This window comes from Chryseobacterium daecheongense (assembly GCA_027920525.1).
GTDB lineage: Bacteria > Bacteroidota > Bacteroidia > Flavobacteriales > Weeksellaceae > Chryseobacterium > Chryseobacterium proteolyticum.
In genome coordinates, this window is the sequence record CP115858.1 from 4,561,929 (window position 1) to 4,577,967 (window position 16,039).

Genomic DNA, 16,039 nt, shown 5'->3' on the forward strand with positions numbered 1-16,039 from the left:
AAAAATTCTACTGTCTGAGTGTGGAGTAAATATTAAATCTTGAACCTTTGTTTCAAGACAAAGAAATTAAGTCATATTTAAAATACAATTATTATTCAATTCAACATTAGTTCACAATCGCTGTTTACATTCGCAACCATAAAAAGTAATCATGAAAAAACTTCTTCTTTCATCTCTTATCCTAGGAACTTTATGGTCATGCAATAACGATGATACGGTAAATAACCAGGACATCAATTATAATAAACTGCCACAGGAATTTCCTTTTACAACGGTTGCTACGATCAATGGAGTCGCTGTAATTAATGGTGGTTTCGGTTCCGGAGCAACAGCCCATCCTACCCGTAAAGGAGAATTTTATGTGATCACGGACCGTGGTCCCAATACCGCTTATCAGAATGGAATTAAATTCCTCATTCCCAACTATACACCCACGATCATGCATTTTAAGATCAATGCTGATGGAAATATCGAAGTACTGAAGTATATCAAGCTTAAAAATCCTTCGGGACAACCTATTACAGGACTTCCAAACCCTCAGGGAATGGGAAGTACGGGTGAAATTGCTTATGGTGTCAATGGAAATGTATTGGGGACTGATAATTACGGATTGGACAGTGAGAGTATTGTAGCTGCTGCTGACGGCACGTTTTGGGTGTCTGATGAATATGGACCTCACATCGTTCATTATAATGCGGATGGGGTGGAGATGGAAAGGATCAGTCCTATTGGAGTGAATACAGGAAACAGGAAATTGCCTGCCGTTTTCGCAAAAAGAAGACCTAACCGGGGAATGGAAGGAATGTGTATGACTCCTGACGGAAAGATGCTGGTGGGTACAATGCAGTCGACCATGTATGTTCCTACCAAAGCTCTCGCTACCAATACCACTTTAACAAGGATTGTAACGTTTGACCTTGCAACCGGGCAGACAAAACAATATTTGTATAAGCAGGATGGAGGAGCATCCGATTCCGTTTGTGATATAACGGCGATCAGTAATACTGAGTTTTTAGTTATTGAAAGGGACGGAAAATTCGGTTCTCAGGGAGGACTGAAGAAAGTGTACAGAATTAATCTTTCCGGCGCATCAGATGTTACCGGTCCCGATCTGGCGGCTGTTGATGGGTTAAAGATTAATGATAAAGCTTTGGAACAATCCACATGGGCTGAGATTGATGCTGCCGGGCTAAAGCCGGTTTCCAAGACTTTAGCTGTAGATCTGGTTGCTAAATTGGGATATGAACACGACAAATTCGAAGGAATTGTTTATCTGGGAGGAAATAAACTGGCTGTTTTCAATGACGATGATTTTGGCGTTACCGATGATGGAAACGGAAACCCGAAAGCGAAGATTCTTCCTAAGACAGGAAAAGTAGATAAAGGAACAATGTATGTAGTCGATATTCAGTAATCATATTTTTAAAAGAAAAGCGGCGGAATAAAATTCCGCCGCTTTTTATTTTTATGATATTGATTCAGTAGAGCATCTAACCTCTAACCTCTAATATCTAAAATCTAACTAATTAAAGGCCTCAATAATTTTAGAGAAATCCTCCAGTTTTAAAGCAGCTCCGCCAATCAGTCCACCATCGATATCCGGTTGGGAAAAAATCTCTTTAGCATTATCCGGCTTCACTGAACCTCCGTAAAGGATCGAAACTTCATCTGCAACTTCTTGCCCATACTTTGCAGCAATGATACTTCTGATATGTGCATGGATTTCCTGAGCTTGCTCAGGTGTAGCCGTTTCACCGGTTCCGATTGCCCAAACGGGTTCGTAAGCAATTACTACTTTTTTGATTTCCTCTGCGGAAAGGGTAAATAAAGCCACTTCAGTCTGGTTTTTTACCACTTCAAAGTGCTGGCCTGCTTTTCTCTGTTCAAGTGTTTCCCCATTGCAGTATACAGGAATTAAACCTTTATCAAGTGCTAACTTAACCTTTCTGTTGCAATGTGAATCTGTTTCACCGTGGTATTGTCTTCTTTCAGAGTGTCCGATAAGTGATCCGGTCACATCAATAGATTCCAGCATATCTGCAGAAAGCTCTCCTGTATAGGCTCCGCTTTCATGCTCGCTCATATCCTGGGAAAAAACTCCGATCTCATCCTTTTCAAAGATGTCTTTTGCCATCATCAGATACAATGAAGGAGGAGCGATCCAAACCTCACAATTCGTCGGGTTATTGTTTTTATAACTAAGTAATTGAATCATTAATTGCTGAGCATCAATTACATTTTTGTTCATTTTCCAGTTTCCTGCAACGATCTTTCTTCTCATAATTATTTTACTATTTAATCTTCTTTTATTTTAGTGTCTATAAATGTATAGGTGTTATCTTTTTTACCCATTAATTCAATTGATTGGAACTTTACATTACCATTATCCAGTACTTCATAATTGTACACATCAATCACCTTATCATAGTTATGAAGTTCATAATATTTTCCGGATTCTGTCCACCAGCTGCCATTTTCAGTTTCCTGTTGTACGTTCCCGTCCTGATCAATAGCAACAAATAAAAGCATGCTTTTTCCGTTTTCCATCCTGCATGAAACCCAGTACTTTGAGAAACCTTCGATCTGTTGGTTTTGTTCAGAACCCTTATAACATCCTACCATCTTTGGATCGTAGGTTTTTTGTTGTGCTGTTAATCCTATTCCAATACAAAATAAGGATATGGCAAATAGTTTTTTCATAAAATTATTGATTAATTCCTTCTAATTTAAACATAAAGGCGTACACCAAAGCAGTATCCTTCAGGTAGTCGAATCTTCCAGAAGCACCTCCGTGACCATAAGCCATATCAGTTTTTAAAAACAATACATTTTTATCTGTTTTCATATCCCGTAATTTTGCCACCCATTTTGCAGGCTCGAAATACTGTACCTGTGAGTCATGCAATCCTGTTGTTACCAAAAGATTGGGATAATTTTTCTTTTCTACATTTTCATAAGGCGAATAGGATTTCATATAGAAATATGCCTCTTTATTATTGGGATTTCCCCATTCATCATATTCATTGGTGGTTAATGGGATGCTTTCATCAAGCATGGTATTCACCACATCTACAAACGGAACGTGAGCAATAACTCCATTCCAAAGATTCGGGCTCATATTGGCAATCGCTCCCATTAATAAGCCTCCGGCGCTTCCGCCCTGAGCATACATATGCTTTGGAGAAGTGAATTTTTCCTTTACAAGATATTCTCCAGCATCGATGAAATCCGTAAATGTGTTCTTCTTTTTCATCATTTTACCATCTTCATACCACTGCCGTCCCATCTCCTGACCTCCACGGATGTGAGCCATCACAAAGACAAATCCTCTGTCTAAAAGGCTTAATCGGGTAATGCTGAAAGAGGCATTGGATGAATTTCCGTAAGAACCATAGGCATAAAGCAACAGCGGATTTTTTCCGTCCTTTGTTAATCCTTTTTTGTACACAACAGAAAGAGGTATTTTTGTGCCGTCTTTAGCGGTAGCGAAAAGTCTTTCTGTTACATAATTATCCTTATTGTAGCCTCCTAAGACCTCCTGCTGCTTTAAAAGAGTTCTTTTCCCTGTTTTCAGATCTTGTTCAAACTGGGAAAGCGGCGTAATCATAGACGTGTATCCGAAACGGAAATTGTCCGTATTGTATTCCGGGTTTCCTGCCGGAGAAACGGTATAAGTAGGTTCATCGAATTTTACAAACTCTTTTTTCCCGGTTTTCCTGTCATAAATGACCAACTGGGAAAGCCCATTTTGCCTTTCGCTAAAAACCAGGTAATTTTTAAATTCCGTAATGCCCTGCATTAAAACATCTTTTCTGTGGGGAATGAAATCTTTCCAGTTTTCAACTCCTGTTTTGGTTAAGGGAGTTTCTACGACTTTAAAATTAAGGGCATCTTTGTTCGTGGTGATCAGGAATTTATCCTCTAATGGTGTTACATCGTATAAAACATCCTTCATACGTGGCTGAAATACTTTAAATGTACCATTAGGATCATCTGCATTCAGGTATCTTGTCTCAGAAGAAGTAGTGGCAGCAGAATAAATCATAATGAATTTATCATTTTTAGATTTTCCTACCCCGATGTAATTGGACTTATCCTTTTCTTCATAAACCACCACATCTTTACCAGGATCTGTTCCGAGTGTATGCCTTTTGATTTTTTCAGACAAAAGTGTTACGGGATTATTCTCAGTATAATAAATGGTTTTATTATCATTAGCCCATATTGCTTCACCTTCGGTATTTTTAATGCCCAGATCGGTTGTTTTTCCTGTAGAAAGGTCCTTTAAAAACAATTTATACTGCCGTCTCGAAACATCATCCACACCATACACCAGTTTTGTATTATCCGGGCTTATGTTGAATCCTGCCGCTGAATAATAAGGGTGTCCTTCAGCAAGCTGGTCCACATCCAGGAGTATTTCTTCAGGTGCCTCAAGACTACCTTTCTTTCTGCAATATTTAAAATACTGTTTTCCCGTTTCAGTCCGTGTATAATAGTAATATCCGTTTTTGAACGAGGGAACCGATTCATCTTTTTCTTTGATCCTGGATTTCATTTCCTGGAAAAGTTTTTCCCTGAAAGGTTCCGTATCCTTCATCATTCCTTCCCAATAGGAATTTTCCGCCTTCAGGTAATCAACAACTTTTGTGGAGTCTTTTCCTTTTTTGAAGTAATCGATCATCCAGTAATACGGATCATTTACCTTATCACCGTGTATCGTTCTGATGTGGTCCTGTTTCTCTGCAACAGGAGCCTTAAGATCAGGGAATTTTTGAGATTGAAGGGTAGAAGCACTCATGATTAATAGTCCTAGATATAATTTTTTCATACTCATATTGGTTTTTTGGGCAGGTGTCTAGTTCAGATGCCACATATTCTTTAAAAGCTTATAGAAGGTATGTTCTTCATCCGTTACTTTGTTATCAGCTTTTATAAGTGTTTTGGCAAATTCTGCAAATTTTACGCGCTCTTCTTCCGTAGAGTCATCATAAAAACAACGGGCATGAAATTCAAAATGATCTTTCCATTCTTCAGGCTGAAGCAGGGCGATGGTTTCCAGTTCATTATCCAAATTCATTTTGAACGGAAATTCATCAGCTAAATATTGCTGTACAAGCATTCCTTCTTCAGGGGCAAATTCTCCGTCTACGGAAGAAAGAATCATTAATAAATGGTAACCGGCGATTGGCTTATTTGACTTTTGCATGAGTTGATTAAAAGTTTAGTGTTTAAAGTGGGTCAATTGACTCCTATTATGTATACGTTATTATTTAATATAATCTTTTGCAGGCTGTTTGTCTACAATTTTTCCGTTCTGTAATATCAGGACAAACGGGTTGCTTCTGGCAATGGTTTTAATGGCAGTTCCATCCATCATTGCATTTTTAATGGTTTTAAATGTGTTCGGATCCGTAGAGACACCATAGATAACTGCACCTTTCTGGGCATTTACCTTAGCTTCAACTTTCTGGAGCAATTCCTGAGAAAGCTCTTTAGGGTGATAAGAAAATACCAAAACAGCCTTTGGAGCTTTAATAATCTCATCAGTAACCTCAAGCCCGGTAGGATCTTCAATTTTAAATTTTACAATCTCAGACTTGTAGCCTTCTTTTACGATGACAGATTCGTTTTTTCCTTCTTCAATCTTCCATGGAGAACCGTCAGCCCAATATTTTGTTTCTTTGATGTAATCATCCTGATTTACCTTTAAAACCTCCCCGGTTTTTTGATTTTTAAGGGAGTAGAAGGTTTTATATTCCGACGGGTTTTTACTGATTTTATCTTTTTCTGCTTTAATATCCGTACCGATTTTATAATCGCGGAAATCGATAAGAGGCTCGTGCATAATTCCCTGTGCCATTATGTACACCATGACAAGACCAAAAGCTCCCACAAGGAAATATTTATACTTGGCCGTAGGTGTTTTCGTTGTGCTGCTGTATTCGTCTTTCCGGGCGAATTCTTTTCTGTACAGAACAAATAAAATAATCAGTCCGATCAGCAGAACAACGTCTTTAAAGAAACTCTGCCATGGCGTAAATTTTATTGCATCTCCAAAGCATCCACAATCGGTTACAACATTGAAATAAGCTGAATAAAAAGTAAGGAACCCAAAGAAAACACAAAGGGCAATGAGCATGGATAAGGTGAATTTCAGTCTTAATTTTATTAAAAGCATAAATCCAAGGAAAAGCTCCAGTACCACCACAATAACTGAAAACAGCAAAGCAAATTTTTCGAAAAATGGCATGTTGAAAACTGCGGGGGAAAAGTATTCTTCCATTTTAAAGGAAAAACCCACCAGATCCACAGCTTTTACAAACCCGGAAAGGATAAAAATAACTGCAATAATAAAACGAAGTACACCTTTGATCATTTTAAATAGTTTTAGGTTCGAAATTGTTTTCTTTTTCAGAGAATTTGATCAGACAGAAAACAGCATAATTCAGCATATCAAAATAGTTGGCATCCAGGCCTTCGGAAACGATCGTTTTTCCCTGGTTATCCTCGATCTGTTTTGTTCTCAGGACCTTCTGGTAAATAAGATCTGTTATGGAAGAAATTCTCATATCTCTCCATGCTTCGCCATAATCATGATTTTTTCTTTCCATCAGAGCCTGAGCTTCAGATGCATATTTGTCATAAAGGCTTAAAATCTCATCATTATTTTCATTGAAATCGTTGGAAAGACCTTTTTCAAGCTGAATAAGTCCGATGATCGAATAGTTGACGATCGCAATAAATTCGTCTTCTTCACTTTCTTCAACCATTTTTTTATCCGTCATTTGCAGGGTCCGGATTCTGTTCACTTTAATATAGATCTGATCTGTAATTGAACTTGGTCTTAGAACCCTCCATGCTGCGCCGTAATCCTGTAATTTTTTACTGAAAAGATCACGACATTGATTGATAACTTTCCCGAACTGTACTGAAGTTTTTAACATAAATTCTCTTAATAGCCCAAATATACAAAAATACGTATTAGGTTGTGGGAATTGGAGTGTGATTTTGAGCAGAAATGCTTTTAGGTTTGAGGGTTTGAGGGTTTGAGCGTAAGAGGGTGGTGGGGTTGAAGAGTATGAGAGTTGGGGATGAAAAGATTGTAAATACTAAGTGGAGAATACATTGTCAAATTGCTTATGATCTGGTGCCCATTGCTTATCAAATAACCTTGCTCATATTACATTTACTCCTTAGCTTTGCATTATTAAAATTCACCAGTACATCATAACCTTTATCACTCACACTCACAAACCCTCAAACTCTCATGCTCTCCAAACCTCCAACTCAGAAACCTTTTCACTCTATCAACTGCAATGGCAGAATAGTAGATTTAACGATTCCAAAAATTATGGGAATTTTAAATCTTACACCGGATTCTTTCTCTGATGGAGGGAAGTTTAACGATGAAAAGACCGCACTGGAGCACACGGAGAAATTACTGAAAGAAGGAGCGGAAATCATTGATATCGGACCCCAGTCTACGCGTCCTCACGCTGAATTTCTCACGAGCAAAGAAGAGATTCTAAGGATCGGAAAGCTGATTTCTCAGATCAAAAAAGAATTCCCTGAGGCATTGATCTCATTGGATACCTTCTATTCGGAAACGGTGAAGTTTGGTTTTGATGAAGGAATTGACCTCATCAACGATATTTCAGGAGGACAATTTGATGATAATATGTTCGATATTGTTTCAGCAACAGGACTTCCTTATATTCTGATGCATATAAATCCTTCCTATGAGAGGATGCATGACAAAACAAAATTTGAGGATATTACATTAGAGGTGAACCGGTATTTTAGTGAAAAGACCCATGAGCTTTTACAGAAAGGAGTGAGGGATATTATTCTGGATCCCGGTTTTGGTTTTGGAAAAACGGTGGAAGATCAGATGAAATTAATAGGAGAAGTGGAGTATCTGGAATTTGGACGATTTCCTCTGTTGATTGGTATTTCCAGAAAATCTTTTATTTACAGACCTCTCGGTAAAACCCCATTGGACATTAATGAAGAAACCCAAAAACTTCACATGAAAGTTTTAAAACAAGGGGCAAAAATTCTCAGGGTGCACGATGTTGTCGAAGCTAAAAAAACAGTGGAGGTCTTTTTGCAAGAAAAATGATAAATGGGCTAAAAAAACTATGCGCTAAAAAGAATCAACGCATAGTTTTAAATGGTAAACCAATCATATTTTATCTCTCTAATGTAAAGTTCGGGATCACTTTCGGACGATCACTTTCATTAGTTACTTTCCATGAAGTTCTGTACATCCATTCCGTCATTTTGTATAACTTTTTATAATTGATGTTCTCAGACTCATCCTGTGGAGTATGGTACTGCTCATGTAAAACACTGGTGAAAAATATAGCAGGGATTCCTAGTTTTGCGTACGGTAAATGATCACTTCTGAAGTAAAAATATTCAGCATGATTAGGAGAATCCCAGTCTTTAAGGTATCTGAATTTCGTACTTTCGTTATTGGCTTCTTCAGCCATTTTTACCAGTTCTTCAGAATTTTTATGCGGAGCATTTCCTCCTAACAGAGCTGCTTCTTCATTGCTGTTTCTGCCGATCATATCGCCATTCAATACTGCAACGATCTGTTCTTTAGGAACTACAGGATGGGCTGCATGCCATCTTGACCCCAAAAGTCCTCTTTCTTCGGCACCATGAAAAACAAAAAGAATACTTCTTTTTCCGGGTTGTTTTTTGTAAGCTCTTGCCATAGCAAGCATAGCTACACAGGTACTCGCGTTATCATCTGCACCGTTGTAAATGGTATCATTTTTAACCGGATGTCTTATCCCGTCATGATCCTGATGTCCGCTGATCAGAACATATTCATTTTTTAACCTGGGATCTGTTCCTTCAATTTTTCCAATAACATTTACAGATGGGTACTTATAGGTTTCTGTGATCAGGTTGATAGACACTTTAGGGTTGTTTTTTACCCAGCCGGCATTTTCTCTTTTGATCCACAAAACAGGGATATTGTTTGTAATGCTTTCTCTTAATCCTTCTACACCATACGATCCTCTTGTCATTTGCGGAAGAACTTCTACCCAACTTTTTTCAGAAGTATCATCTGTGATGAAAATAATGGCTTTAGCGCCAAGATTTAGTGCCGTATTATAGTATTTTGTTCTTACAAATCCGGGATATCTTCTTACAAAAAGGGTCATTTCCTTTTCAATATTTTTATCGGAAGCGTTTACGGCCAGTACTTTTCCTTTAAGATTCAATTTAGATAAATCCTCAGGTTCGGTATTTCCGGCGTACACAACATCAGTTTCCAGATGAGCATTTACAGGTTCTGCAACAAGAAAATCTTTCCATAATCTTAATGTATTTTCACCCAGTTTTACGCTGCTTTGCGGAATTACCTGATGCCTGTACATATCAAAATACTGAAAAAAAGTGCCGTTTTCTCCTGCCGGAGACATCCCGGACTCTTTCGCCTTATCTGCCAGCCACATCGAGACTTTTAACTCATTTAACGTTCCTGCTTCACGCCCCCAGAACTGATCAGCAGCCATTTCATACATATCTTTTTTAAGATCTGATTCTTTGATTGCAGATACTAAAGGCTTTTTATAGCTTTGGGCATGGGCTAAAAAGATAGCAAATACGCCGATAATTGATAGAAAATAATTTTTATTCATAGGGTGAACAAATTAATTAAGATAGGACAGCTTTTCCGAGAACTGTTTGGAAAACTCTTTCCGGTCTTCTTCCAGTTTTTCTTTGTCAGCAGGTAAAATATAATTGAAGAGAATCTTTTCTTCGCGATCGATGAAAATAATTTCCTTCTCTTCACCATCAATCATCTGCAGGAATATTTCCCACATGGAAACGTCCTTTAACCGTAAAAGGTCAAAAAAATCGTCCGCTTTTATTTCTATTTTTTTCATGTTCTGATTGTTAAAATTCCAATAATTTTAATTTAAACTGTATGGCAAAATTTTGCTTAAAATTAGAGGTGGTATAATATCCTACTCTATAAAATACGCCAAGATTAAAATAACTTGAAAGGAAGTTATTCCATTCCACACCTACTTCCTGATACAGGTGATCCAGCTTTCTGAATTTGAAATCATGATATTCCGGATGTTTCATATCTCCAATGGTTCCTCTAAGAACAAAATCAAAACTTGATACATTTTGTCCGATACTCTTCAGGTATAGCGGAAGCTTATGGGTGAAATAATAGGCAATAAATTTATCATTATAATACTTTCCTCCCTCTAATGTTGCAAATCCAAGGTAGGAGGTAAGGTTAAAATTAATATCTCTTCCCGGAGAAGCCAGTCCGTTCATCGTGAAATTTTTCCAGATCGGAGCTTCACCCAGAACGATTCCTCCATAGAGCCTTACACCGGTAGTTCCTAAAACCGTTTTAAAATTATGAACAAAAAGTGCATCAAAACGGGTATAATTAAAATCACCACCCAATACTTTGTAGCTCTGTTCATAATTGAAATAAAGTTCAGGGTACTTCTGATCAATAAGAGACTTGCCCTGTGGGGTCATAATATTGGTGGAATTAGGTGAGAACTTCAAAGTAAACAATGTATTGAAGTTTTCAAACGAAGGACCACTGTTTCGGAACTGGTAATCAAACATAGCCTGCTCAAAATTTCTCCTTGCCGCAAAAACCAGGGTAAGTCCGTTGGTGATATCATTAAGATAAGACAAAGAAGCCCCGCGGAAATGGTAATACCTGTCATTATTAAGGTTATTTCCATAGTTCATCATTCTCATCTTAAAGTTCCAGAGTCTTCTGTAAAATTCCCCAGATGCAGTTACATCATTATAATATTCTATTCTGAAAAACGAATTCTTTTCCAGGGTTGTTTTCATGTCCAGGCCGATTCCGTACTTCCATTTATCATCTTTGAACCCATAGGCGAAATAATAATCCGGAGAAAAATAAGGATTAAAAGTTTCATTCAGTTTAGCTTTTAAGCCAAGCCTGAATCCCTCATAGAGGTTGTAGTTCACAATTTCATCTACCGCAAAGTCAACGATACCAACCCTGATCTGCCCATTGATAAGCCCTGTCAGTATTTTAGCTTTATTATCAATATTGTAGATCTTTCCAAGGCTGTCTATAGTTGTATAGGTATTTCTTTCCCTTTCCGTTAGCGGATCCGTTCTGTACTGGTCAAGAGATGTCCCGTCCGCATTTTTTACAGAAAAGGTATACCCTTTAAAATCTTTGGCGTTTTCTTCAATAGGGGACTTGAAATCAAAATACCTTGAGGTAAGGAAAGCGTAGGTTCCAAAACTGTTTCTCTCTTTTTTTTCAGCGGTATCTTCAGAATGGTCTTTACTGTCGTCCTTTACGGCCATTTTACTCATCCGTAGTTTTACCTTTTCATGAGCAAGGAACCATTTGTTATTATAAAACACCCAGGTGCTGGTAATAATTCCGTCGTTTTTATTTTTACTGATGTTTTCGATCTTTTTAATACCATAGGTCTCGGTATCTATATAGATCGTTCCGTTGAACTTTCTTTTTTTATCGGACTTTTTATAATTCACTTCACGGAAACGGATCACAAAGTTTTTCCGTCCGTCCAGCTCTAGGGTATCGGTAAGAAAATAACGGTATAAACCTCTGTTTTCCTGTTTAACCTGATTCGGAATTCGGTCCCTGTTACTTTGCTGCAGGGCAATCATTTCATAAATAGGTTGTTTAAGACCCGAAATCCTGTTATCTAAAATATTGATCTTTTCTCCATATTTTTTTGAATACAAAAACTCCTGAGCTCTTTCCCAAAGAAAAAGTTTGCTTTTTGAAAAGATCTTTTTAGCGGAAATATTGTTTAAAGAATCCTTCTCCCTTTTCTTTTTGAAGAAATTAGTATCGTTAAAAAACTGATTAAACTGAGTTATACTATCTTCGTCAATATCTAAAGATACTTTTTCATACGATTTATATGTGTATGAGCTCAGACTTTTGGGAGAGTTTTCTTTAAAATATTTATTAACCTTATTCAGAATCTCCAGGGCTCTCGGATCACTTTTATCCTGCAGGATGACGGTTTCAATAGCAGTGGTTTTTGAGGAAGTTTTAAGGAGCGATACCTCCATATTTTCTTCTACCAACGCAATTTCATTCTGATAATAATCTGCCCGGATTTCTATGCTGTTGCATTTGGTTTTGAATTCAAAAATTCCCCGGGAGTCTGTTTGTCCAAGGAGTTTATCATTACAGAAGATTTTAGCATTGAGGACAGGGGTTTTGTCTATCTCATCGATGACTTTGATTTTTGATTGCGAATAACCAAAAATACAAGTCCAGAAAAATATAATAAATAAAACCCTTTTCATGAAATAAATGTGAATCAAAATTAGTGATATTTCTTATCATGAAAAACTTTTATAAGCGTTATTGATATAATTTTCAATCTGTTGTTGCTTGGTTGTTTTAATAGAAATGCAAGTAAATTAGCTTATATGGATCAAGGCAAAATAAAAACTTCCAAAAATTTTGGAAGTTTTTATTGTTATTGTTAAAATATTGTTATTTAAATATTTAAGGCTTTCTGATAAGCATTTTCTAAACCGGCGAGGTTTTTTCCACCCGCAGTAGCAAAGCCCGGGTTTCCACCACCACCACCTTGGATCTCTTTTGCCAGTTCCTTTACAATAGCTCCAGCCTGATAGCTAGAAGCCAGATCGTCAGAAACTCCTACGGTGATCATCGGTTTGTCATCAGCATTGGAAAGTACAATGGTTATCGATGTTGGGATTTCTTTTTTTAGCTGGAAGACAATGTCTTTTACAGAGCCTGCATCCAATGAGGTCTTCTTAACCAATAGTTGCTTATCTCCTTTTTGCTCATAAGCATTCTTCCAGTCGCCGATTTCTCCTTTTGCTTTCTCCTTCTTCAATGCTTCCACCTCAGATTTCAATGAGGCATTTTCTTCAATCAGCTTTTCAATAGATCGTACCACATCTTTTGATTTCAGCAGCTGAGAAAGCTCGGTGATCTGCTGTTCTATATTTTTGAAGTATTCGGCAGATTTATCTCCTGAAATTGCTTCAATTCTTCTGATCCCTGCAGCAGCAGAGTTTTCCGAAGTGATTTTAAAATGACCGATTTCGCTGGTGTTCTTAACATGGGTTCCTCCACATAATTCCTTTGAACTTCCAAACTGGATCATTCTTACATTATCTCCGTATTTTTCACCAAACAAAGCCATAGCTCCTTTGTCTATAGCCTCCTGGATCGGAATGTTTCTGAATTCCTGCAGAGCAATGCTGTCTTTGATCTTTTGGTTTACCTTTTCTTCGATCAAAGCAAGTTCTTCTTCCGTCATCTTATTGAAATGAGAGAAGTCGAAACGCAAATAATCAGGTCCTACATAAGAACCTTTTTGCTCCACATGAGTTCCCAGAACTTCTCTTAGTGCTTCATGCAGAAGGTGGGTAACCGAGTGATTGGCCTGAGAATTCTTCCTTTCCGTAGCATTTACTTTAGCATAGAAAACAGCTCCTGCATCTTTTGGAAGACCATTGATCAATGAAATGATCAATCCGTTTTCCTTTTTCGTTTCCAATACTTCAAAGCTTTCCGCAGCATTTTCCAGGACTCCTTTATCGCCAACCTGTCCACCTCCTTCAGGGTAGAAAGGAGAGTTGCTAAGAACCACCTGATAGAATTCCCCGTCTTTATTTTCTACCTTTCTGTATCGGGTAATATAGGTTTCAGCTTCAAGCTGGTCATAGCCTACAAAAGTTTCCGGCTTTTCTTCCAGAACCACCCAGTCATATACTTTAGAAGCAGAGTCTTTCTTAGAACGCTGTTTTTGTTTCTCCATTTCTGCCTGGAAACCCACCTCATCGATGGTCAATCCCTTTTCTTCCGCAATAATTCTTGTCAGATCATCCGGGAAACCATAAGTATCATACAGTTCAAAAACTTCCACAGAAGGCAGCACCTTCGAACCATCCGAAATGGTTTGTTGAATCAGTCTTTCAACGCGTACAAGACCGCTTTCAATAGTTTTTAAAAATGATTCTTCTTCGCTTTTGATAACCTCTGTAACAAGATTCCCCTGTTTTTCCAGCTCCGGGAAGAATGGTCCCATCTGATCTTTAAGAACAGCAATCAATTCGAAAAGGAAAGGTTCTTTCATTCCTAAAAAACGGTAAGAGTAAGAAATTGCTCTTCTTAAAATTCTTCTGATCACATACCCGGCTCCTCCGTTAGAAGGAAGCTGTCCGTCTGCAATAGCAAAAGAAACTGCTCTGATATGGTCTACCACCACGCGGATGGCAATATCTTTTTCATCTTCTAAAATTCCTGTGTATTTCTTGCCTGAAAGTTCCTCAACTTTAGCAATAAGCGGAGTGAAAACATCGGTGTCGTAGTTCGAAGATTTACCTTGTAACGCCATACAAAGACGCTCAAATCCCATTCCGGTGTCTACATGCTGCTGCGGAAGTTTTTCCAAGCTTTTATCAGCCTTTCTGTTGAATTCCATGAAAACCAGGTTCCAGACCTCAACAACCTGCGGGTGATCATTATTCACCAGTTCAAGTCCGGAAATTTTTGCTTTTTCTTCAGGAGTTCTAAGGTCGATATGAATTTCAGAACAAGGTCCGCAAGGTCCGCTTTCCCCCATTTCCCAGAAATTATCTTTTTTATTTCCGTTAATGATCCTGTCTTCAGAAATATGGGTCTTCCAGAAGTCGTACGCATCCTGGTCCCTTTCCAGATTTTCAGATGCATCTCCCTCAAAAATGGTTACGTATAAATTTTCTTTCGGAATTCCGTATACTCCGGTTAACAATTCCCAGGCAAAAGCAATAGCATCTTTTTTAAAATAATCACCAAAAGACCAATTTCCCAACATCTCGAACATCGTATGGTGGTAAGTATCTCTACCTACATCATCCAGGTCATTATGTTTTCCGGAAACCCTTAAACACTTTTGTGTGTCGGCAATCCTTGGAGCAGTAGGTGTTTTATAACCTAAGAAAAAATCTTTAAACTGCGTCATTCCTGAGTTGGAAAACATCAGGGTAGGATCGTCTTTCAGCACAATCGGTGCAGAAGGAACGATAAGGTGGTCTTTACTTTTAAAATAATCTAAAAATTTTTGACGTATCTCTTGTGATGTCATAAGTAATGTATTGCTTTGCTTTTTATGATAAGATGCAAATTTAATGTTTTTAGGTGATTTAGTTTCAATTTATTGATACTTTTGGAAACATTTGTGTCGATAATCTGAAACAGTTTTTAGAAGCTGTTTCCCGCTTTCCGTACTCGCTATTTTTCTTTGATAAGAAAAATGAGCTCAGACAAATACTACAATCGGGGCTAGAAAAAAGTACCTTAAAATAATTATACCAAAAACTAAGGAATTGTATGCTCTCTGCGGAACGGGAATTTTAGGCAGTATATTTTTTTGTGCTTTTCCGCTTAACTTACTATCTTCGTTATGATCTGAAATGATAAAAGCGTAATATGACGAAAAATGAAGTGCTGAAAAGCTGGGTAGAAATGTATTCCGGAGCCCTTTTAAAGAGAGCAATGTATCTTCTTTCAGATAAGGATGATGCTAGAGATATCGTTCAGGAAGTTTTTCTTTCAGCATTGTCATCTTATGATTCTTTTGAGGGAAAAAGCCAGCCCCTTACCTGGCTGATGACGATTCTCAACCGGAAGGTTGCCGATTTCTACCGTGGAAAGTACAAGTCTGAACCTCAGATCAGGCTGGATCATTTTTTTGATGAAACAGGATCTTGGAAAAGTAGCCAGGTTCTGAATGACTGGGATATTTCTAATAAAGAACCTGAGCTTCTGGATGACCAGCAATTCAATAAAACTTTAGAAGATTGTATTGAAGAATTGCCCGTCCGATGGAAGATTCCTGTGAAAATGTACTACCTCCAGGAAAAAAAAGCTCCGGATGTGAGTCAGGAATTGGATATTTCTACGACTAATCTATGGAAGATTTTACAAAGAAGCAGAATGCAGTTGCGGGAGTGCCTGGATTTTAATTGGTTTGCAAAATCATAA

Annotated in this window: 13 protein-coding genes; 3 read left to right on the forward strand and 10 right to left on the reverse strand. The window is 37.8% G+C overall.

The window, feature by feature from the left end:
* Window positions 1-151: 151 nt before the first annotated feature.
* Window positions 152-1,414 carry an esterase-like activity of phytase family protein gene (locus tag PFY10_20495; GenBank protein ID WBV56566.1) on the forward strand — a complete coding sequence of 421 codons (1,263 nt, stop codon included), beginning with the start codon at window positions 152-154 and terminating at the stop codon, window positions 1,412-1,414.
* 108 nt (window positions 1,415-1,522) lie between these two features.
* On the opposite strand, the gene tpiA is transcribed toward PFY10_20495, so the two are convergent.
* Genes tpiA through PFY10_20525 form a run of 6 tightly spaced genes read right to left on the reverse strand, consistent with a single transcriptional unit; the run spans window position 1,523 to window position 6,947 of the window.
* Window positions 1,523-2,281, reverse strand: coding sequence for a triose-phosphate isomerase (gene tpiA / locus PFY10_20500; protein ID WBV56567.1), 759 nt, complete (start codon window positions 2,279-2,281; stop codon window positions 1,523-1,525).
* 14 nt (window positions 2,282-2,295) lie between these two features.
* Window positions 2,296-2,700, reverse strand: a complete 405-nt coding sequence (locus PFY10_20505; protein WBV56568.1) for a hypothetical protein — start codon at window positions 2,698-2,700, stop codon at window positions 2,296-2,298.
* Window positions 2,701-2,704: 4 nt separating this feature from the next.
* Window positions 2,705-4,831 carry a S9 family peptidase gene (locus tag PFY10_20510; GenBank protein ID WBV56569.1) on the reverse strand — a complete coding sequence of 709 codons (2,127 nt, stop codon included), beginning with the start codon at window positions 4,829-4,831 and terminating at the stop codon, window positions 2,705-2,707.
* Between the two features lie 27 nt (window positions 4,832-4,858).
* Entirely contained in the window at window positions 4,859-5,209 is a 351-nt protein-coding gene (locus PFY10_20515) for a TerB family tellurite resistance protein (protein ID WBV56570.1), read from the reverse strand.
* A 60-nt stretch (window positions 5,210-5,269) separates the two neighbouring features.
* On the reverse strand, window positions 5,270-6,379 hold the full coding sequence (locus PFY10_20520) for a DoxX family protein (protein ID WBV56571.1): 1,110 nt from the start codon (window positions 6,377-6,379) through the stop codon (window positions 5,270-5,272).
* Between the two features lies 1 nt (window position 6,380).
* Entirely contained in the window at window positions 6,381-6,947 is a 567-nt protein-coding gene (locus tag PFY10_20525; GenBank protein WBV56572.1) for a DUF1599 domain-containing protein, read from the reverse strand.
* A gap of 407 nt (window positions 6,948-7,354) precedes the next feature.
* On the opposite strand from PFY10_20525, the gene folP reads away from it, so the two are divergent.
* Window positions 7,355-8,125 carry a dihydropteroate synthase gene (gene folP, locus PFY10_20530; GenBank protein WBV58968.1) on the forward strand — a complete coding sequence of 257 codons (771 nt, stop codon included), beginning with the start codon at window positions 7,355-7,357 and terminating at the stop codon, window positions 8,123-8,125.
* A gap of 70 nt (window positions 8,126-8,195) precedes the next feature.
* Here folP and PFY10_20535 read toward each other — a convergent pair whose 3' ends face one another.
* The 4 genes from PFY10_20535 to alaS form a co-directional block, all read right to left on the reverse strand.
* Complete coding sequence (locus PFY10_20535) at window positions 8,196-9,665, reverse strand: M20/M25/M40 family metallo-hydrolase (protein WBV56573.1); 1,470 nt, start codon at window positions 9,663-9,665, stop codon at window positions 8,196-8,198.
* Between the two features lie 12 nt (window positions 9,666-9,677).
* Window positions 9,678-9,914, reverse strand: a complete 237-nt coding sequence (locus PFY10_20540) for a hypothetical protein (protein ID WBV56574.1) — start codon at window positions 9,912-9,914, stop codon at window positions 9,678-9,680.
* 10 nt (window positions 9,915-9,924) lie between these two features.
* Window positions 9,925-12,339 (reverse strand): hypothetical protein, encoded by a 2,415-nt coding sequence (locus tag PFY10_20545; GenBank protein WBV56575.1) that lies wholly within the window; start codon window positions 12,337-12,339, stop codon window positions 9,925-9,927.
* A gap of 197 nt (window positions 12,340-12,536) precedes the next feature.
* Entirely contained in the window at window positions 12,537-15,140 is a 2,604-nt protein-coding gene (gene alaS / locus PFY10_20550) for an alanine--tRNA ligase (protein WBV56576.1), read from the reverse strand.
* 344 nt (window positions 15,141-15,484) lie between these two features.
* On the opposite strand from alaS, the gene PFY10_20555 reads away from it, so the two are divergent.
* The gene (locus PFY10_20555) at window positions 15,485-16,039 is read left to right on the forward strand and encodes a sigma-70 family RNA polymerase sigma factor (protein ID WBV56577.1); all 555 of its coding nucleotides are present in this window, start codon (window positions 15,485-15,487) and stop codon (window positions 16,037-16,039) included.